This window comes from Mesorhizobium sp. Ca11 (assembly GCF_020165275.1).
Lineage (GTDB): Bacteria > Pseudomonadota > Alphaproteobacteria > Rhizobiales > Rhizobiaceae > Mesorhizobium.
Genome location: NZ_JAIUHU010000011.1, coordinates 176782 through 195780, shown reverse-complemented (window position 1 = coordinate 195780; position 18999 = coordinate 176782). Strand labels below are relative to the sequence as shown.

Genomic DNA, 18999 nt, shown 5'->3' with positions numbered 1-18999 from the left:
TTGAAATTGCCATCAAAATTGTCTCTGGAAAAGTCCGGCCGACATTGGAGTTTCGGCGAGGCTTCCTATATAAGCGGTGAGTGATTCCCGACTGGATTGTGACCTGATTTGACCGACCAGAAGACACCGCGCGGGCCGGACGGCGGCCCCACCGGCATCGAGCCGATTTCGATCATCGAGGAGATGCAGCGCTCCTATCTCGATTACGCCATGAGCGTGATCGTCAGCCGTGCGCTGCCCGACGTGCGCGACGGCCTGAAGCCGGTGCATCGCCGCATCCTCTATGCCTCGCATGAGAGCGGCTACCACTGGAACCGCAAATATGTGAAATCGGCCCGCCCGGTCGCCGACGTGATGGGTAAATACCATCCGCATGGCGATGCCTCGATCTATGACGCGCTGGTGCGCATGGCGCAGGACTGGTCGCTGCGCGTGCCGCTGATCGACGGTCAGGGCAATTTCGGCTCGATCGACGGCGATCCGCCGGCGGCGATGCGCTACACCGAGTCCAGGCTCACCAAGGTCGCGCATGAGCTCTTGGAGGACATCGACAAGGAAACCGTCGATTTTCAGGATACTTATGATGCGTCCGGCAGCGAGCCCAAGGTACTGCCGGCCCGTTTCCCGAACCTTCTGGTCAACGGCTCCGGCGGTATCGCCGTCGGCATGGCCACCAACATTCCACCGCACAATCTCGTCGAAGTCTGCAACGGCGCCATCGCTCTCATCGACAATCCGGCGATCGACCTGACGGCGCTGATGGAGATCGTGCCCGGTCCGGATTTCCCGACCGGCGGCATCGTGCTTGGCCGTTCGGGCATCTACAATGCCTATTCGACGGGCCGCGGTTCGATCGTCATGCGCGGCCGCGTCGAGATCGAGCAGCGCGGCAATGACCGCGAATCCATCGTCGTCACCGAGATTCCTTATCAGGTGAACAAGGCCTCGATGATCGAGAAGATGGCCGAGCTGGTGCGCGACAAGCGCATCGAGGGCATTTCCGACATCCGCGACGAGAGCGACCGCCAGGGCTACCGCGTCGTCGTGGAGTTGAAGCGCGACGCCGTAGCCGACGTTGTCCTCAACCAGCTCTACCGTTTCACGCCGCTGCAAACCTCGTTCGGCGCCAATATGGTGGCGCTCAACGGTGGCAAGCCGGAAGTGCTGACGCTGATCGACATGCTGAAGGCCTTTGTCGGCTTCCGCGAGGAAGTCGTCAGCCGTCGCACGAAATATCTGCTGCGCAAGGCGCGCGAGCGGGCGCATGTGTTGGTCGGTCTGGCCATTGCGGTCGCTAATATCGACGAGGTGATCAAGCTGATCCGCACCGCGCCGGATCCGCAGACGGCGCGCGAGCAGTTGATGGAGCGGCGCTGGCCGTCACACGACGTCGCTCCGCTGATCCAGCTGATCGACGATCCGCGCCATCGCATCAACGAGGACGGCACCTATAATCTGTCCGAGGAACAGGCGCGCGCCATTCTTGACCTGCGCCTGCAGCGCCTGACCGCGCTCGGCCGCGACGAGATCGCCGACGAATTGAACCAGATCGGCGCTGAAATCGTCGATTTCCTTGATATTTTGTCATCGCGCGCGCGTATCCAGCAGATCGTCAAGCACGAGCTGGTCGCGGTCCGCGACGAGTTCGGCACACCGCGCCGCACCGAGCTGACCGACGGCGGTTCGGATATGGAAGACGAGGACCTGATCCAGCGCGAGGACATGGTCGTCACCGTCAGCCATTCCGGCTACATCAAGCGCGTGCCGCTTTCACTCTACCGAGCGCAGCGCCGCGGCGGCAAGGGCCGCTCCGGCATGTCGACCAAGGAAGAGGATTTCGTCACCCGCCTGTTCGTCGCCAACACGCACACGCCGGTGCTGTTCTTCTCCTCGCGCGGCATCGTCTACAAGGAAAAGGTCTGGCGGCTGCCGATCGGAAACCCGCAATCGCGCGGCAAGGCGCTGATCAACATGCTGCCGCTCGAGCAGGGCGAGCGCATTACGACGATCATGCCGCTGCCGGAGGACGAAACCAGCTGGGGCGAGCTCGATGTGATGTTCGCGACCACGCGCGGCACCGTGCGCCGCAACAAGCTGTCCGACTTCGTCCAGGTCAACCGCAACGGCAAGATCGCCATGAAGCTGGAGGAAGAGGGCGACGAGATCCTTGGCGTCGAGACCTGCACCGACAATGACGATGTGCTTCTGACCGCGAATTCCGGCCAGTGCATCCGTTTCCGGGTCTCCGATGTGCGTGTGTTCCAGAGCCGCAATTCCGTCGGCGTGCGCGGCATAACCATGGCCGAGACCGACCGCATCATCTCGATGTCCATCATCGAGAACGTCGATGCGTCGCCAGCAGAGCGCGCGGCCTATCTGAAGCGCGCCGCGGCGGAGCGCAGGCTTGCCGCCGGCGGAGCCGGCGAGGAGGAGGAGATCGCGCTCACCAATGAGGAAATCGGCGAGGAAGCCGAGCTTTCCGAGGAGCGCTACGAGTTCCTCAAGGCGCATGAGAAGCTTGTGCTCACGGTGACCGAATATGGCTACGGCAAGCGCTCGTCGTCCTACGATTTCCGGCTGACGGGCCGCGGCGGCAAAGGTATCCGCGCCACCGATGTGTCGAAGGTAGCCGAGATCGGCCGGCTGGTCGCGACGTTCCCGGTCGGCAATGACGATCAGATCATGCTGGTTTCGGACGGCGGCACGGTCATCCGCGTGCCGGTCAACGGCATACGCTTCGCCAGCCGGGCCACTAAGGGCGTGACGATCTTCAACACGGCCGAAGGCGAGAAGGTTGTATCGGTGGAGCGGATTTCGGAACCGCAGTCGGACGAAGAGGCCGAAGACGTGGCTTCAAGCGAGACCGGCACCGACGACATGGGCGAAGGCGAATAGGTTCAAGCTTCACCGGCCTCTCTGGGCCGGTGCGATCATGATCAGTGGCGACGGTAGACGTTGCGATGGGCGAAACCATCGAGCCGCTTGGTATTGGCCTTGACGCGCACTCGCGCTGCTTCCTGATGCAACCCGAATGCAGTCGCGATCAGCATCACAATGGTCATTGCAGTGGCAAGCATGTAGATCAGCATTTGCGTGTTCTCCTGGGCGTACAACGATGAGGTGGGGATTTGGTTTCACCTCTTGAAGCGGCAACCTAGTGAACGCTGCGTGAAATGTTCGTGATTGCCGCATTCATCTGTCGTTCATCGGCGCGAAAAGGTTCACGGCAATGCAATTAATGAGATTTGCCTTTGTCCGAGAGGCTCGCTAGAAGCCTGCCATGACGGAACGCACCGCCCTTTACGCCGGCTCTTTCGACCCGCTGACCAATGGCCATCTCGATGTGCTTAAAGCGTCGCTGGCGGTGGCCGATACCGTCTATGCGGCGATCGGCATTCATCCGGGCAAGAAGCCGTTGTTTTCCTTCGAGGAACGCGTTGAGTTGATCGAGGCCGCAACCAAGGCCGAATTCGGTCGCGACAGCGATCGTATCAAGGTCGTGTCCTTCGATGGGCTGGTCATCGACGCGGCCCGCAAGCACGGCGCCTCGATCATGATCCGGGGGCTGCGCGACGGCACCGACCTCGATTACGAAATGCAGATGGCCGGCATGAACGAGACGATGGCGCCGGAATTGCAGACGGTTTTTCTGCCCGCCAGCCCTTCGGTGCGCACCATTACCGCCACACTTGTGCGCCAGATTGCGTCGATGGGCGGCGATATCCGCCCGTTCGTGCCTGCGGCCGTTGCCGGCGCGCTCGCCGCCAAGTTCACCAAATAGGTTTTCCCGGAGATACCCATGCAGCTGAAGAAGCTCGCTTCGTTCCTTGTCGTGGTTGCCGGCCTTTTCGCGGCGTCCTTGCCGGCCGTCGCCGCCGACAAGGAAGACACCATGATCATCACGCTCAAGAACGGCGACGTGACCATCGCGTTGCGTCCCGATCTGGCGCCCAAGCATGTCGCGCAGATCAAGAAGCTGGTGCGCGACGGCGCTTACGATAACGTCGCCTTCCACCGCGTCATCGACGGCTTCATGGCGCAGACCGGCGACGTCAAATTCGGCAACATGAAGAAGGGGTTCAACCCTGAAGCCGTCGGCACCGGCGGCTCCGATCTTCCCGACCTGCCGGCCGAGTTTTCGCAGAGCGAGCAGTTCGCGCGCGGCGTGGTCGGCATGGCCCGTTCGCAGGACCCGAACTCGGCCAACTCGCAATTCTTCATCATGTTCGCGCCGGCGCCGAACCTCGACGGCCAGTACACCATCGTCGGCAAGGTGGTCGGCGGCATGGATCTCGTCGACAAGATCAAGAAGGGCGACGAGCCCGACAACGGCACGGTCACCGACCCCGACCGCATGATCAAGGTTCGCATCGCCGCCGACAGCAAGTAACTCCCTCAATTTTCAAAGGATTTTCCGACATGGCTGAGATCAAAGACCGCGAGAACGCGCTCATCATGGAAACGACCAAGGGCCCGGTCGTCATCGAAATGTATCCCGAGCTTGCGCCCGGCCATGTTGCGCGCATTAAAGAGCTGGCGCGCGAAGGCGCCTATGACGGCGTGGTGTTCCACCGCGTCATCGACGGCTTCATGGCGCAGACCGGCGACGTCAAGTTTGGCAATTCGAGCAAGCCCACTTATGCGCCGTCGCGCGCGGGCATGGGCGGCTCCGACAAGCCGGACCTCAAGGCCGAGTTCTCCAACGCCAATCACGGCCGCGGCGCCTGCTCGATGGCTAGGGCCCAGAACCCGAACTCGGCGAACTCGCAGTTCTTCATCTGCTTCGACGACGCGGCCTTCCTCAACCGCCAGTACACGGTTTGGGGCCAGGTCATCGAAGGCATGGAGAATGTCGACAAGATCAAGCGCGGCGAGCCGGTGCAGGATCCCGACAAGATCGTGTCGCTGAAAGTCGCGGCAGACGTCAAGTAAAGGCGGAACCATGATGGGCGCTGTCTGGTCTCTGCTCGGCATCCTGTCCGGCGCCTTCATCGCCATCCAGGCGCCGATCAATTCGCAATTGGCTAAGGGCCTCGGCCTTCCGGTCGCGGCCGCCGCCTTTTCCTTCCTGTCCGGTGCCATCGTGCTTGGCATCATCTCGATTTCGGTGGTGAAGCTGCAGGGCATCTCGCTCGACTGGAAGGCGCCGGCGCCCTGGCTGTTCGTCGCCGGCGGCATGCTCGGCGGCTTCTATGTGACGCTGTCGACGATCCTCACGCCACGCATCGGCGCGGCGGCGCTGATGGCCTTCCTGGTCGCCGGTCAGCTGATCGCCGGCATGCTGATCGACCGCGCCGGCTTCCTTGGCGTGGCGGTGCGCGAAATCTCGCTTGGCCGCGTCGCCGGCGCTGTGCTGCTCTTGGCCGGAGCGCTGCTGGTGCGGCTGACCTGAGCGTCGGCTGTTTCGTTCGACGGCAATTGCTCGCAAGGCGCGGCAACAAGACGGTGGCGAGAGCGCGGCGATCGGGTTATTGCCGCAGGCATGAAAGTGGACCTCTTCGATTTCGATCTTCCCGAAGACCGCATCGCGCTCAGGCCGGCCGAGCCGCGCGACAGCGCTCGGCTGCTGGTGGTGAGGCCGGACACCGGTTTCGAGGACCGGACGGTCCGGGACCTGCCGTCGCTGCTCGAGGCCGGCGACGTGCTGGTGTTCAACGACACCAAAGTCATCCCGGCGCAATTGAAGGGCATCAGGCTGCGCGGCGAAGCGGCGGCGCAGGTCGAGGCGACGCTGCACATGCGCACCGGTCCCGACCGCTGGCTGGCCTTCATGCGGCCGGGCAAGCGCATCGCCGCCGGCGACCGCATCCAGTTCGGCCATGACGGCAGTTCCTGCTTTCTGGGCCGGCTCGACGCCACGGTGCTTGAAAAAGGCGAGGGCGGCGAAGCGCTGCTCGGCTTCGATCTGTCGGGCGCCTTTCTCGACGAGGCGCTGCATGCCGTCGGGCATATCCCGCTGCCGCCCTACATTGCGTCGAAGCGCGAGGACGACGAGCGCGACCGCGCCGATTATCAGACGATCTATGCGCGCGAGGAAGGCGCGGTCGCCGCGCCTACCGCTGGCCTGCATTTCACCCCGGAGCTGTTCGCGGCGCTCGACGCCAAGGGCATCGAGCGCCGCTTCGTCACGCTGCATGTCGGCGCCGGCACCTTTTTACCGGTGAAGGCCGACGACACGACCGACCACAAGATGCATGCCGAGACCGGCTCGGTAAGCCCGGAGACGGCGGCGGCGCTCAACGCGGCCAAGGCGCGGGGAGGCCGGATCATCTGCGTCGGCACGACATCGCTGCGGCTCTTGGAGAGCGCGGCGCGCGACGACGGCAGGATCGAGCCCTGGTCCGGACCAACCGACATCTTCATCACGCCCGGCTATCGCTTCCGTACGGCCGATATACTGATAACCAATTTCCATCTGCCGCGCTCGACGCTGTTCATGCTGGTCTCGGCCTTCAGCGGGCTGGAGGCGATGCGCTCGGCCTATGGGCATGCCATCGAGAACCGCTACAGGTTCTACTCCTATGGAGACGCAAGCCTGCTTTTTCGTACGGAGACGAGCAATGGACGATGACCTCGACAGCATGGACCGCGATACGCTGATCGCGCAGGTGAAGAAACTGCGCGCCGGCATTCGCGCGCATCGCGACGCGACAGGGCATGATCTGTGCTGGCATCATCCTGACCTCTGGGAGCTTTTGCCGGAAAGGACCGAGCCGGCGATCGCCGTGCCGCCATGGCCGAAATTCATGCGCGGCTGCATCCGCTATCGGCAGTCGCTCGACGAGCAGGCGCCCGGCGCGCCGGAGCACGACAAGGAATTCAATGGCTGACACTTTTTCATTTCAGGTGCTTGCCACCGATGGCAAGGCGCGGCGCGGCCTGGTCTCAATGCCGCGCGGCGAGATCCGCACGCCGGCCTTCATGCCGGTCGGCACCGGCGGCACCGTCAAGACCATGTATATGGACCAGGTGCGCGGGGTCGGCGCCGACATCATCCTCGGCAACACCTACCATCTGATGCTGCGACCAGGCGCCGAGCGCGTGGCCCGGCTCGGCGGCCTGCATGAGTTCGCGCGGTGGCCGCATCCGATCCTGACCGACAGCGGCGGCTTTCAGGTCATGTCGCTGTCGAAGCTCAGGAAGCTGACCGAACAGGGTGTCACCTTCCGCTCGCATATCGACGGCGCGCCCTACGAGATGTCGCCGGAGCGATCGATCGAAATCCAGGGACTGCTCGATTCCGACATCCAGATGCAGCTCGACGAATGCACGGCGCTGCCGGCCAAGCCCGAGGAGATCGAGCGCGCCATGGAATTGTCGCTGCGCTGGGCGGAGCGCTGCAAGGCGGCGTTCGGCGACCAGCCGGGCAAGGCGATGTTCGGCATCGTCCAGGGCGGCGACAGCGCAGCCTTGCGCGTGCGCTCCGCCCAGGCGCTGAAAGCGATGGATCTGAAAGGCTATGCGGTTGGCGGGCTCGCGGTCGGCGAGCCGCAGCCGGTGATGCTGGAGATGCTCGACATCACTTGCCCGGAGCTGCCGGCCGACAGACCGCGCTACCTGATGGGCGTCGGCACGCCGGACGATATCCTGAAATCGGTGGCGCGCGGCATCGACATGTTCGACTGCGTGATGCCGACCCGCGCCGGCCGCCATGGCCTTGCCTACACGCGCCGCGGCAAGGTCAATCTCAGGAACGCCCGCCATGCCGACGATCCGCGCCCGCTCGACGAGGAAAGCGACTGCCCGGCCGCGCGCGATTATTCGCGCGCCTACCTGCATCACCTGGTGCGCTCGCAGGAAGCGCTCGGCGCCATGCTGCTCACCTGGAACAACCTGTCTTATTATCAGAGGCTGATGCAGGACGTCCGAACAGCCATCGAGACGCAGGCTTTCGAAGCGCGCGCCGCCGCGATTACCGAAGGCTGGGCGCGGGGCGATATCCCGGTCCTTTGATCAGGAAGCCGTCGGAAAACCTTTCATAAATCAGATCAAGAGTAAGTATGCCTTGCCATATCGAGGCAAGGGGCGGCACGACTTTGGTAAAGATGGACGCGTCGATCGTCGACCATAAAGCAGCAAGCGCTAATTTTTACCGGCCAGGTTCTGCGGCGACCCAGCAATGGAGTTACAGTCTATTACTTGTAATTTCAGGGGTCGTGCTTGTCGGCCTTATCTTGCGCCTGCTCGGCGCGCGCGGGGATCTCTGGCACGACGAGATCTGGAGCATCACGCTGCTGAAGCCGCTGACCTCGATCGACCAGATATTCTGGCGTGTGAACCACGACAACAACCACTTTCTCAACTCGATATACCAGTATGTCGTCGGGCCCGATGCCGCGCCGCTGGTCCAGCGCGGCTTCTCAATAACGCTCAGCGGATGCACCGTCATTGCAGCCGCGGCGATATCGCGCGGACGTTGGGCAATGATTGGGTCGGCGCTGCTGTTTGCGTTGAGCTATCCGATGGTTCACTACGGCTCGGAGGCACGTGGCTATGCCGGCCTGGCGCTGTTCACACTCGTTGCGGTGGCTCTTCTGGAGCGCTGGTTCGACAAGCGGGGTGCGTACGGCGTCGCTCTTGCTGTCGCAATTCTGCTTGGCTTCCTTTCCCACCTGACAATGGTCGAAACGGTGGTGGTGCTAACGGCCTGGACGGCGTGGCTGAGCTGGCGAGGCAGCCGCAGTCTGATTGTCGTCAACAAGGAGGTCGTCCAGGCCTTTCTGCCTGCTTTCCTTGCCGTGCTTCCGCTTGCCGCGGCAATGCTTGTAGGCGCACGATGGTTCAGCTTCAATATCGGCGGTTTTTCCTCTTTCTCGCTCGAGAAATTCGCCGCCGGTTATGGCGGAATGATCCGCTATCTTTTCGGCCTGCCGGACTGGATCGGCGACTGGACGTGGGTCGCGGTGACCTGCATCCTGGTCTTGGCACATGCAGGCGTCTCGCGCGATCGCCGGGCCAGCCTTTATGCCATCGGCGTCGTCGGGCTGCCCGCCATAATGGCGGCGGCGCATCTGCCGAATGTTGAATTCCCGCGCTATTTCATTGTCAGCGGAACCTTGTTGCTGCTTTGGGCCGGAGACTTGATCGGACGCGGCTTCGACGCCGGCGGTAAGAGAAGGCTTTTTGCCGCCGGGATGCTCGTTCTTGTGGCCGGCGGCAACGCGGCGTTGCTGGCCCATTTCTATGAGCATGGGCGCGGTTCCTATTCCGGGATGGTGGACGAGATGACAAAGAGCGGCGCCGCCACATATGCCACCAACGCCGATTTCCGCACCGGCATGGTGGTCGATTATTTCGCTGCGCGCATCGGCCGCCAGGCATCGCTCGTCACCCAGGACAAGATTTGCGCCGGACGCGCGGACTGGCTGATTCTCGAAGGCGATACCCAAAAACAGCCGGAGCGCGTGGATTTCGATTGCGCGCTTGCCTACGAACGAGCCGGAGCCTCGACCTTCTGGGGCCTCTCCGGTATGGGCTGGACACTGTATAGCCGCCGAGATTGAGCGGTCATGCCGGTCGGGCTCAGGTACTGACCGAAGTCGAGGCGCGCAGGCTGCAGCCGGTGATCTTGAAGCTGCCGTCCGCTTGTTGCTGCAGCGTATAGACCGCCTCATAATCCTTGCCGTCGGGCCCGATGATCAGCACCTGCTGGATGATCGAGCCGGGTCCGGTCTGCTCGACCTTGCCGAAGGAATAGGATCGGGGCTTGCGCACCGGCGCGTAGCCGTTCGTCACCATGTTCATGAAGGTGTCGACGGTCGGAAAGATCTGCTTCACGTTCGGCGCGGCGAAGCTGTAGGCGGTGGCGCCGTCATCGGCGACGAAGGCCTTCAACTGGCTGTCGATGACTGTCTGCGCGGCCTTGATCTCAGCGTCGCCGGCGAAAGCAAGCGAGGCTATCAACATCGGAACAAGAGCAAGTGCGAACAAAGCGCGGCGCATGGCCTGCCTCCCCGGAATTCGCTTTGGCGAATGCAATCTAACATACGCATCGCGCCATGGCGTGGTTTCACCGGGATGCGAAGATTTCACCATTTCAGCGTCGGGAAGCGGGATCAGGTACTCTTCGAGGTGTGCGGCGCGGGAAGCTTGAAAGCCGGGCAGCAGTCTGCCACAAGGGCCGCTTATTCATGAAGCAGGCTGGCAGGACCGGGCAATGAAGGCATTTTTCGTGCAGATCAAGTGCGACCTGGGCAAGTCCTATGAGGTCGCCAGCGCGCTCGCCGATGCCGAAATCGCCTCCGAGATCTACTCGACCGCGGGCAATTACGACCTGCTTGCCAAATTTTATATCGACGACGAGGAAGACGTTGGCCATTTCGTCAACGAGCGGGTGCAGATTCTGCCTGGAATCAAGGACACCTTCACCATTGTGACCTTCCGGGCGTTCTGACCGGGCCTGTCTGTGCCCCGCCGGAAAGCAGGAGCTGACCCAGCCTTGCTGTCCGTGCCTTGATTCTAGGCAATTTGCATAGAGTGGCCGCCGCGGCTTCCTAAATCTCCGATTGCGCTTGATTTTCTCCGGCGAGGCCAGTGAAATGGTCTCAGAGGGGAGTACGCGATTGGCAGCGTTCGACGAAATGCTTCCGGAAGTTTCCGGATTGAGAAGACCTTATGAGGCTTACGATCGCTGGCTGAAGGAGCAGGACCCAGCCAGGCTTACCCAGAAAATGCAGGATGCCGAGCGCGTCTTCCGCAAGACCGGCATTACCTTTGCCGTCTATGGCGAGCAGGAAGCTTCCGAGCGGCTGATCCCTTTCGACATCGTCCCGCGCATCCTCTCCGGCCACGAATGGCGCCGGCTGACGCAAGGCATCGAGCAGCGCGTGCAGGCGCTGAACGCCTTTCTCGACGACATCTATCATCGCCAGGAGATCCTGCGCGCCGGGCGGGTACCCAAGGATCTGATCGCCAGGAATGAGGCCTTCCTGCCCGAGATGATCGGGGTCAGGCCGCCGGCCGGCGTCTACACCCACATTATCGGCGTCGACATCGTCCGCATCTCTGAGAACGAGTTCTACGTGCTGGAGGACAATGCCCGCACGCCGTCGGGCGTCTCCTACATGCTGGAGAACCGCGAGACTATGATGCAGCTCTTTCCGGAGCTGTTCCAGAAGATCAAGGTTCGGCCGGTCGAGAACTACCCACAACTCCTGCGCCAGTCGCTGGCCGCGGTGCGGCCGCAAAGCAGCAAGGGCGCGCCAACGATCGCGGTGCTGACGCCGGGCTCGTACAACTCGGCCTATTTCGAGCATGCGTTCCTTGCCGACCAGATGGGCGTGCAGCTCGTCGAAGGGCAGGACCTGCGTGTCGTCGACGGCCATGTGGCGATGCGCACGACCGAAGGCTACAAGCAGATCGACGTGCTCTACCGGCGCGTCGACGACAACTTCCTCGATCCGCTGACCTTCCGGCCGGATTCCGCGCTCGGGGTGCCCGGCATCATGGATGTCTACCGCGCCGGCAACATCACCATCGCCAACGCGCCGGGAACCGGCATCGCCGACGACAAGGCGATCTATTCCTACATGCCGGAGATCGTCGAGTTCTACACCGGCCGCAAGGCGATCCTCGGCAACATCCCGACTTGGCGCTGCTCGGAAGCCGACAGCCTAAAATATGTGCTGGAGCACATCCACGAGCTCGTCATCAAGGAAGTGCACGGCTCCGGCGGCTACGGCATGCTGGTCGGCCCGGCGGCAACCAAGAAGGAATGCCAGGACTTTGCAAAAAAGCTGCAGGCGAAGCCCTCGAACTACATCGCTCAGCCGACCCTGGCGCTGTCCACCTGCCCGATCCTGACCGAAAAGGGCCTGTCGCCGCGCCATGTCGATCTCAGGCCTTACGTGCTCGTATCCGACCGCATCCAGATCGTGCCGGGCGGCTTGACGCGCGTCGCGCTCAAGGAGGGGTCCTTGGTGGTCAATTCCTCACAGGGGGGCGGGACGAAGGATACGTGGGTGCTGGATGATTAAGAGCGAATAGAGAGTAGCGAATAGCGAGTAGGGAAAAGGGGGATACGACGGCAATCAATTCCTACAGAGATCTGATTGTTTGGAAGGCGGCTTTGAGGTTGGCCGTGGATTGCTATTCGGCCACGAAAGCTTTTCCAAACAGCGAAGCGTACGGAATGACCTCTCAGATAAGACGCTCGGCGGCTTCCATCGCAGCGAATGTTGCGGAAGGTCACGGAAGAGAAAATACGGGAGCTTTCATTCGATTTCTTCGGGTAGCGCAGGGCTCTCTGAAAGAGTTGGAGACACATCTCATCCTGTGCGGAGAGGTTGGGCTGATGGTCGAAGCGAAGGTCGCCAGCTTGCTTGGCCAAACTGACGAAATAGGAAAGATGCTACGTTCGATGATCCGGAGCCTGCAGCAAAAGTCATGAAGTCTTTTTCTCCCTATTCGCTACTCGCTATTCGCTATTCGCTCGATACCGGAGCAAGCTGATATGCTTTTGGGCCGCACCGCAAACGGTCTCTACTGGATGAACCGCTATATCGAGCGGGCCGAAAACATGGCGCGCCTGGTCGATGCCGGCCTACGCATGGCGTTGACGCGCACCCAGAGCGCTTCGGAGGAATGGAACTCGGTCCTGCTCAGCGCCGGCTCGGACATCGCCTTCAGCCAAAAGTACCAGGACTATACCGCCGCCAACGTCTCGGACTTCTTGCTGCGCGACACCTCGAACCCGTCGAGCACGATGTCGTCGATCGAGACGGCGCGCAACAATGCCCGCATGGTGCGCACGGCGCTGACCCGCGAGACCTGGGAAAGCATCAACGAAGCCTGGATGTCGCTGAAGCGCATGCTGGCAAGGCCGATCGACGAACGCGACCTGCCGACGGTGCTCGATGCAATCAAGCGCGAGACGGCGCTGATCCGCGGTTCATTCTACGGCACCATGCTGCGCAACGAAATTTTCGATTTCTCGCAGCTCGGCACCTATGTCGAACGCGCCGACAACACGGCGCGCATCCTCGACGTGAAATATTATGTGCTGCTGCCGTCGTTGTCCTGGGTCGGCTCGACGCTCGACAACTATCAGTGGGAATCGATCCTGCGCTCGGTGTCGGCGCACCGTTCCTATCGCTGGGTTTATGAAGCCGACTACAAGCCGACCAATATCGCCGACTATCTGATCCTCAACGTGCGCATGCCGCGCTCGCTGACTTTCTGCTACCGCTTCCTCGGCGAGCATTTGAAATTCCTCGCCGACGATTACGGTGAACGCCATGCTTGCCATGGCACGGCCGAGAAGATCCAGGCGCTGCTCAAGAGGGGTTCGATCAAGGACATATTCGATCATGGCCTGCACGAGTTCCTGGCCGAGTTCATTCGGGACAACACCAGGCTGGGCGACGAGATCGCCCAGGACTACCGGTTCTATTGAGCACAGCCGAGGCGAGCGTTATGCGGCTCAAGATCACCCATCGTACCGAGTACCGCTACGATCAAGCGGTGCAGTATCTGCTGCAGCGGCTGCGCCTTTGGCCTTCCAGCGGGCGCACGCAGACCGTCGGCTCCTGGGCGGTCAAGGTCGAAGGCGCGCGTGAGGAGGTGCGCTTCACCGACCATTTCGGCAACGAGACGCGGCTGGTGAGCGCCGAGAGCGGCCAGAATTCGATCACCGTCGAGGCAGCCGGAGACGTGACCACGTATGACACGGCGGGCGTGACGGGTCCGCATCAGGGCTTTGCGCCGCTCTGGCTGTTCGGACAGCCGACGCCACTCACCGCCGCCGGCGAGGGCATACGTGAACTGGCCGGCACGCTGGGCCAGGGCACCGAGATCGAGCGACTGCACCGGCTGATGGGCGCTATCGGCGAACGCGTCGCCTACAGGCCGGGCGCGACCAGCGTCGTGACGCCGGCGGAGGAGGCGCTCGCGTTGAAGTCCGGCGTCTGCCAGGACCACTCCCACATCTTCATCGCTGCCGCAGTCGCCCTCGGCTTTCCCGCACGCTATGTCAGCGGCTACCTGATGATGGATGCGGCCGTCGAGCAGGCCGCAAGCCATGCCTGGGCCGAGGCCTATGTCGTGGGGCTCGGATGGGTTGCCTTCGACCCGGCGAACGGTATCTCTCCCGACGAACGTTATGTGCGGGTGGCGACGGGGCGCGACTATCGCGATGCCTCGCCGGTGTCGGGGATACTGCTCGGGCAGGCACAAGAGAAGCTTGCCGTCACTGTCACGGTAGAGCAGTAATCTGCGCCGGAATCGCTAGCAGAAGAGCAATCATGACCTATTGCGTCGGCCTCAAGATCGATAGCGGGCTCGTGTTCATGTCGGACACGCGCACCAATGCCGGCATGGATTCGATCTCGACCTTCAAGAAGATGCATGTGTGGGAACAGCCCGGCGAGCGCGTCATCGTGCTGATGTCGGCGGGCAACCTTGCCACGACGCAGGCCGTTGTCAGCCTGCTCGACGAGCGTAACAAGGCGGTCAGCGACCGTCATCCGAAGCTACTCGAAACTCCCTCCATGTATCAGACGGTGCGGCTGGTCGGCGATACAGTGAAGGAAGTGATAGAGCATGCCTCGCCGAATGGCGACAAGGCGGATTCCTACTTCAATGCCTCCTTCATCCTCGGCGGCCAGATCAAGGGCAGCCCGCCCAGACTGTTCATGATCTATCCGGAAGGCAACTTCATAGAGTCGACCGACGACACGCCTTTCTTCCAGATCGGCGAGACGAAATACGGCAAGCCGATCATCATCCGTGCCTATGATCGGGCAATGAGCCTGGCCGAAACGGTGAAGCTGCTTCTGGTGTCGTTCGACTCGACGCTGAAATCCAACCTCTCGGTCGGGCTGCCGCTCGATCTGCTGTTCCTGGAACAGGATGCGCTTAGGGTGGGGCTGAACCGACGGATCGGCCATGATGACCCTTACTACCGCACCATATCGGACGGCTGGTCCAACGCGCTGAAAATCGCTTTTTCAAATCTGCCGGACTTTCCGGGATAGGGCTTTGCGAGAGCGGTTCGACCGGCCGCTATCTTCGACGGCCGCTGGGGAGGGAAAATATGGACAGCGACGAATTCCGCGATTGGTCGAGGCGCGCCGCCGACTGGGGCGCCGACTATCGTGCCAACCTGCGCGACCGCCCGGTGCGGCCGGCGATCGCGCCGGGCGAGATTTTCAGAAGCATCGAGGCGTCGCCGCCCGAAATGCCGGAGCCGATGGACAGGATCTTCGCCGACTTCGAAGAAAAGATCGTGCCGGGCATGACGCATTGGCAGCATCCGCGCTTCTTCGCCTATTTTCCCGCCAATGCAGCGCCGGTTTCGGTGGTGGCCGAATATCTGGTCTCGGCGATGGCCGCGCAATGCATGCTGTGGCAGACCTCGCCGGCGGCGACCGAACTCGAAACGCGCATCGTCGACTGGATGCGCCAGGCGCTCGGCCTGCCCGAGGGCTTTTCCGGCGTCATCCAGGATTCGGCTTCCTCGGCGACGCTTGCGGCGGTGCTCACCATGCGCGAGCGGGCACTTGACTGGCAGGGCAACAAAAAGGGGCTGGCCGGGCAGGCGAAGCTACGCGTCTATTCCTCCGACCAGGTCCATACCTCGATCGACCGAGCCATCTGGGTCTCCGGCATCGGCGAGGACAACCTTGTCCGTATCCCGGTCGCCGGACGTTTTCGCGCCATGGATACGCACGCGCTCGAGGCCGCGATCGTTGCCGATCGCAAGGCTGGCCTGCTGCCCGCCGGCATCATCGCCTGCGTCGGCGGCACCAGCACCGGCGGCACGGACGACATCGCGGCGGTGACCGCGGTCGCTCAGCGGCACGGGCTTTACCTCCATGTCGACGCCGCCTGGGCAGGGTCGGCGATGATCTGCCCGGAATACCGGCATTTCTGGGCCGGCGTCGAAGGCGCCGATTCCATTGTCTTCAATCCGCACAAGTGGCTCGGCGCGCAGTTCGATTGCTCGATCCAGTTCGTGCGCCAGCCGGAAGATCTGGTGCGCACGCTGGCCATCAAGCCGGAGTTTCTGAAGACGCTGGGTCATGACGGCATCATCAACTATTCGGAATGGTCGGTGCCGCTCGGCCGCCGCTTCCGCGCCCTGAAACTTTGGTTCCTGCTGCGCGCCCATGGCCTCGAGGGCCTGCGCACCATGATCCGCAACCATGTCGCCTGGAGCGCAGGGCTTGCCGCGCGCCTTGCCGGGGAAGAGGATTTCGAGCTCGTCAGCGAGCCAATGCTTTCGCTGTTCTCGTTCCGGCACCGCACGGTGGCAGGCGCCGACCCTGACGAGCACAACCTCCGCCTCGTCGACGCCATCAACACCGACGGCCGCATTTACCTGACTCAAACGCGGGTAGATGGGCGCGTGGCGATCCGCTTTCAGGCGGGGCAGTTCGAGTCGACGGCGGCAGATGTCGATGCGGCGTTCGACGTCATAACCGAGATTGCGCGGCGCGTATCCTGAGGCAGCAGACCTGTTCCACACTGGTTTGCCTTTTTCAATCAGGTGATTTTCGTTAGCCGGCTTATACCTTTTCTTCGCTTTCGTTTTCCGATATAGACGGGGAAAACGAAAATGGAGGACGCGCAATGTTTCTTTCGCCACGCCATGCCGAGATCATCCAGAGGGCGAAAGACCATGGCAGGGTGCTGGTCGATGACCTGGCGACGCATTTCAACGTGACGCCGCAGACCATCCGCAAGGACCTCAACGACCTGTGCGATCAGCGCCTGCTGACCCGTATCCATGGCGGTGCGCTGTTCCCGTCCGGCATCGAGAACATGGAGTACGAGGCACGCCGCAAGATTGCCGCCGACGAGAAGGAGGCGATCGGCAGCGCGGCGGCGCGGCTGATTCCTGACAATGCCTCGCTGTTCATCAATATCGGCACCACCACCGAGGCCGTCAGCAAGGCGCTGCTCGACCATAACGGGCTTATGGTCATCACTAATAATATCAATGTTGCCAATAGGATGCGCATCTACCCCACGATCGAGGTGGTGATCGCCGGCGGCGTTGTGCGCGGTTCCGACGGCGGCATTGTCGGCGAGGCAGCCGTCGATTTCATCCGCCAGTTTAAGGTCGATTACGCCGTCATCGGCGCCTCGGCGATCGATCATGACGGCGCGCTGCTGGACTTCGATTTCCGCGAGGTGAAAGTTGCGCAGGCCATCATCGCAAATGCCCGCCACGTCATCCTGGTTTCCGACCGGACGAAATTCGAACGCACCGCGCCGGTCCGGATCGGCCATCTTTCGCAGGTGAATACCTTCATCACCGATCGTTGCGAGATCCCGTCGATTCGCAGGATTTGCGAGGAAACCGAAGTCCGGCTGATCGAGACAGCGTTCGAATAAGGCACGCCTCGACGGCTTGCTCATCCGACCGCGATATTTCGTTTGACATTCGCTTTGAGTTCGAAATAATTCCGTCACGGTTTCGTAAAACACAAAAATGGTGCAATGCGAAATCGTTGGAGGAATCTTTGGACGCATCTCCGATCCATGACATTTTCGTCATCGGCGGCGGCATCAACGGCTGCGGCATAGCCCGCGATGCCGTCGGCCGCGGATTTTCAGTTTACCTTGCCGAAATGAACGATCTCGCCAGCGGGACCTCCTCCGGTTCGACCAAGCTCATCCATGGCGGCCTGCGTTATCTCGAATTCTATGAATTCCGGCTGGTGCGCGAGGCGCTGATGGAGCGCGAGGTTCTGTGGAAGAACGCGCCGCACATCATCTGGCCGATGCGCTTCGTGCTGCCCTATGCCAAGGGCCTCAGGCCCGCCTGGCTGATCCGGTTGGGATTGTTCCTTTACGATCATATCGGCGGGCGCAAGCTGTTGCCGGCGACGAAGACGCTGGACATGACCCGCGATCCGGCAGGCAAGCCGCTCAAGCCATTGTTCCGCAAGGCTTTCGAGTATTCGGACGGTTGGGTCAACGACGCGCGCCTGGTGGCGCTGAACGCGCGTGATGCCGCCGACCGGGGTGCCATTATCCGCACCCGCACAAAAGTCGTCAGCGCGCGGCGCGACGGCGCGCTTTGGACCGTGAAGGTGCAGAATGTGCTTACCGGGGAGACCGAAGAGGTCCGCGCGCGGCTTCTCGTCAATGCAGCCGGCCCTTGGGTCGATCACGTGCTCTCGACCGCGGTCGGCCAGAACGAGGTCCACAATGTCCGCCTCGTCCAGGGCAGCCATATCGTAGTCGGAAAGAAGTTCGACGATCCACGCGCCTATTTCTTCCAGAACAAGGATGGCCGCATCATCTTCGCCATTCCTTACGAGGAAGAATTCACGCTGATCGGCACCACCGATCGCGACTATCCGGGCGATCCGCATGAGGTGAAGATCTCCGACGCCGAGATCGACTATCTGTGCGCTGCGGCAAGCGAATATTTCGCGCAGCCGGTGAAGCGGTCCGATATCGTCTGGACCTATTCGGCGGTGCGCCCGCTCTATGACGACGGCGCTTCGAAGGCGCAGGAAGCAACGCGCGACTATGTGCTGAAGGCCAATGGCGGGGAGGGTGCTGCCCCCTTGCTCAACGCCTTCGGCGGCAAGATCACCACCTTCCGCCGGCTGGCGGAATCGATGTTGGAGAAGATCGAAGGTTTTCTCGGCAAGCGCGGCAGGCCGTGGACGCATGATGCGCCGCTGCCCGGCGGCGATTTCGCCGCGACCGGCTTCGATGCCCAGGTTGCCAGGCTGAAGAGCGCCTATCCGTTCCTCGACCAGCGGCTGGCGCGCCGCTTCACCCGGCTCTACGGCACGCGGGCGGAAAGGCTGCTCGGGCTCGCCAAGTCGAATGCCGATCTCGGCCGCAATTTCGGCGCCGACCTTTTCGAGGCGGAAGTTCGCTATCTGGCCGAAAATGAATGGGCAGTCACCGCCGAGGACGTGTTGTGGCGCCGCACCAAGCGCGGCCTGCATTTCAGCCGCGAGCAGACGGCGGCATTGGAAGAATTCATGCGCGGACTGAGCAGCCGCCATGTCGCGGCGGCGGAATAAGGATCGG

General features: G+C 62.1%; 20 protein-coding genes. 18 read left to right on the top strand and 2 right to left on the bottom strand.

What is annotated here, in order from left to right:
* Positions 1-108: 108 nt before the first annotated feature.
* Positions 109-2895, top strand: coding sequence for a DNA gyrase subunit A (gene gyrA / locus LB538_RS20445; RefSeq protein ID WP_224528955.1), 2787 nt, complete (start codon positions 109-111; stop codon positions 2893-2895).
* Between the two features lie 41 nt (positions 2896-2936).
* On the opposite strand, the gene LB538_RS20440 is transcribed toward gyrA, so the two are convergent.
* Positions 2937-3089 (bottom strand): hypothetical protein, encoded by a 153-nt coding sequence (locus LB538_RS20440; protein ID WP_095765297.1) that lies wholly within the window; start codon positions 3087-3089, stop codon positions 2937-2939.
* A gap of 191 nt (positions 3090-3280) precedes the next feature.
* Here LB538_RS20440 and coaD point away from each other — a divergent pair, with 191 nt between their 5' ends.
* The 8 genes from coaD (at position 3281) to LB538_RS20400 (ending at position 9503) form a co-directional block, all read left to right on the top strand.
* Positions 3281-3781 carry a pantetheine-phosphate adenylyltransferase gene (coaD, locus tag LB538_RS20435; protein ID WP_140696281.1) on the top strand — a complete coding sequence of 167 codons (501 nt, stop codon included), beginning with the start codon at positions 3281-3283 and terminating at the stop codon, positions 3779-3781.
* An 18-nt stretch (positions 3782-3799) separates the two neighbouring features.
* Entirely contained in the window at positions 3800-4390 is a 591-nt protein-coding gene (locus LB538_RS20430; protein ID WP_411909041.1) for a peptidylprolyl isomerase, read from the top strand.
* A gap of 29 nt (positions 4391-4419) precedes the next feature.
* A complete protein-coding gene (locus tag LB538_RS20425) occupies positions 4420-4932 on the top strand; it encodes a peptidylprolyl isomerase (protein ID WP_095765300.1) in 513 nt (170 codons plus the stop codon).
* A gap of 10 nt (positions 4933-4942) precedes the next feature.
* A complete protein-coding gene (locus LB538_RS20420; RefSeq protein ID WP_095765301.1) occupies positions 4943-5392 on the top strand; it encodes a DMT family transporter in 450 nt (149 codons plus the stop codon).
* 90 nt (positions 5393-5482) lie between these two features.
* Positions 5483-6571, top strand: a complete 1089-nt coding sequence (gene queA, locus LB538_RS20415) for a tRNA preQ1(34) S-adenosylmethionine ribosyltransferase-isomerase QueA (protein ID WP_224560571.1) — start codon at positions 5483-5485, stop codon at positions 6569-6571.
* On the top strand, positions 6561-6830 hold the full coding sequence (locus LB538_RS20410) for a hypothetical protein (RefSeq protein ID WP_095765303.1): 270 nt from the start codon (positions 6561-6563) through the stop codon (positions 6828-6830). Before queA ends, LB538_RS20410 begins: the two co-directional genes overlap by 11 nt.
* The gene (gene tgt / locus LB538_RS20405; RefSeq protein ID WP_224528948.1) at positions 6823-7953 is read left to right on the top strand and encodes a tRNA guanosine(34) transglycosylase Tgt; all 1131 of its coding nucleotides are present in this window, start codon (positions 6823-6825) and stop codon (positions 7951-7953) included. Before LB538_RS20410 ends, tgt begins: the two co-directional genes overlap by 8 nt.
* Positions 7954-8045: 92 nt before the next feature.
* Positions 8046-9503: a hypothetical protein gene (locus LB538_RS20400; protein WP_224528945.1), complete on the top strand. Its 1458-nt coding sequence runs from the start codon at positions 8046-8048 to the stop codon at positions 9501-9503.
* A gap of 19 nt (positions 9504-9522) precedes the next feature.
* Here the strand turns inward: LB538_RS20400 and LB538_RS20395 are convergent, their stop codons facing one another.
* Positions 9523-9942: a DUF4864 domain-containing protein gene (locus tag LB538_RS20395; RefSeq protein WP_224528943.1), complete on the bottom strand. Its 420-nt coding sequence runs from the start codon at positions 9940-9942 to the stop codon at positions 9523-9525.
* Positions 9943-10156: 214 nt separating this feature from the next.
* Between LB538_RS20395 and LB538_RS20390 the strand changes: the two genes are divergently transcribed.
* The 9 genes from LB538_RS20390 to glpD all read left to right on the top strand — a co-directional run bounded on the left by LB538_RS20390 (position 10157) and on the right by glpD (position 18992).
* Positions 10157-10393 carry an Lrp/AsnC ligand binding domain-containing protein gene (locus tag LB538_RS20390; protein ID WP_040995065.1) on the top strand — a complete coding sequence of 79 codons (237 nt, stop codon included), beginning with the start codon at positions 10157-10159 and terminating at the stop codon, positions 10391-10393.
* Positions 10394-10562: 169 nt separating this feature from the next.
* A complete protein-coding gene (locus LB538_RS20385) occupies positions 10563-11975 on the top strand; it encodes a circularly permuted type 2 ATP-grasp protein (RefSeq protein WP_224528940.1) in 1413 nt (470 codons plus the stop codon).
* 20 nt (positions 11976-11995) lie between these two features.
* Positions 11996-12388, top strand: a complete 393-nt coding sequence (locus tag LB538_RS20380) for a four helix bundle protein (protein ID WP_318012434.1) — start codon at positions 11996-11998, stop codon at positions 12386-12388.
* Between the two features lie 63 nt (positions 12389-12451).
* Positions 12452-13393 carry an alpha-E domain-containing protein gene (locus LB538_RS20375; RefSeq protein ID WP_095765309.1) on the top strand — a complete coding sequence of 314 codons (942 nt, stop codon included), beginning with the start codon at positions 12452-12454 and terminating at the stop codon, positions 13391-13393.
* Positions 13394-13413: 20 nt separating this feature from the next.
* Positions 13414-14208: a transglutaminase domain-containing protein gene (locus tag LB538_RS20370; protein ID WP_224528938.1), complete on the top strand. Its 795-nt coding sequence runs from the start codon at positions 13414-13416 to the stop codon at positions 14206-14208.
* 32 nt (positions 14209-14240) lie between these two features.
* Complete coding sequence (locus LB538_RS20365; RefSeq protein WP_224528935.1) at positions 14241-14972, top strand: peptidase; 732 nt, start codon at positions 14241-14243, stop codon at positions 14970-14972.
* Between the two features lie 59 nt (positions 14973-15031).
* Positions 15032-16444, top strand: a complete 1413-nt coding sequence (locus LB538_RS20360) for a pyridoxal phosphate-dependent decarboxylase family protein (protein ID WP_224528930.1) — start codon at positions 15032-15034, stop codon at positions 16442-16444.
* A gap of 125 nt (positions 16445-16569) precedes the next feature.
* A complete protein-coding gene (locus LB538_RS20355) occupies positions 16570-17337 on the top strand; it encodes a DeoR/GlpR family DNA-binding transcription regulator (protein WP_140545843.1) in 768 nt (255 codons plus the stop codon).
* Between the two features lie 128 nt (positions 17338-17465).
* On the top strand, positions 17466-18992 hold the full coding sequence (gene glpD / locus LB538_RS20350) for a glycerol-3-phosphate dehydrogenase (RefSeq protein WP_224528927.1): 1527 nt from the start codon (positions 17466-17468) through the stop codon (positions 18990-18992).
* Positions 18993-18999 lie beyond the last annotated feature (7 nt).

Excerpts from the sequence above, each read along its gene's own strand:
- LB538_RS20440 (WP_095765297.1), bottom strand. The coding sequence starts at position 3,089 with ATGCTGATCTACATGCTTGCCACTGCAATGACCATTGTGATGCTGATC.
- coaD (WP_140696281.1), top strand. The coding sequence starts at position 3,281 with ATGACGGAACGCACCGCCCTTTACGCCGGCTCTTTCGACCCGCTGACC.
- LB538_RS20430 (WP_411909041.1), top strand. The coding sequence starts at position 3,800 with ATGCAGCTGAAGAAGCTCGCTTCGTTCCTTGTCGTGGTTGCCGGCCTT.
- LB538_RS20425 (WP_095765300.1), top strand. The coding sequence starts at position 4,420 with ATGGCTGAGATCAAAGACCGCGAGAACGCGCTCATCATGGAAACGACC.
- LB538_RS20420 (WP_095765301.1), top strand. The coding sequence starts at position 4,943 with ATGATGGGCGCTGTCTGGTCTCTGCTCGGCATCCTGTCCGGCGCCTTC.
- queA (WP_224560571.1), top strand. The coding sequence starts at position 5,483 with ATGAAAGTGGACCTCTTCGATTTCGATCTTCCCGAAGACCGCATCGCG.
- LB538_RS20410 (WP_095765303.1), top strand. The coding sequence starts at position 6,561 with ATGGACGATGACCTCGACAGCATGGACCGCGATACGCTGATCGCGCAG.
- tgt (WP_224528948.1), top strand. The coding sequence starts at position 6,823 with ATGGCTGACACTTTTTCATTTCAGGTGCTTGCCACCGATGGCAAGGCG.
- LB538_RS20400 (WP_224528945.1), top strand. The coding sequence starts at position 8,046 with ATGGACGCGTCGATCGTCGACCATAAAGCAGCAAGCGCTAATTTTTAC.
- LB538_RS20395 (WP_224528943.1), bottom strand. The coding sequence starts at position 9,942 with ATGCGCCGCGCTTTGTTCGCACTTGCTCTTGTTCCGATGTTGATAGCC.
- LB538_RS20390 (WP_040995065.1), top strand. The coding sequence starts at position 10,157 with ATGAAGGCATTTTTCGTGCAGATCAAGTGCGACCTGGGCAAGTCCTAT.
- LB538_RS20375 (WP_095765309.1), top strand. The coding sequence starts at position 12,452 with ATGCTTTTGGGCCGCACCGCAAACGGTCTCTACTGGATGAACCGCTAT.
- LB538_RS20370 (WP_224528938.1), top strand. The coding sequence starts at position 13,414 with ATGCGGCTCAAGATCACCCATCGTACCGAGTACCGCTACGATCAAGCG.
- LB538_RS20365 (WP_224528935.1), top strand. The coding sequence starts at position 14,241 with ATGACCTATTGCGTCGGCCTCAAGATCGATAGCGGGCTCGTGTTCATG.
- LB538_RS20360 (WP_224528930.1), top strand. The coding sequence starts at position 15,032 with ATGGACAGCGACGAATTCCGCGATTGGTCGAGGCGCGCCGCCGACTGG.
- LB538_RS20355 (WP_140545843.1), top strand. The coding sequence starts at position 16,570 with ATGTTTCTTTCGCCACGCCATGCCGAGATCATCCAGAGGGCGAAAGAC.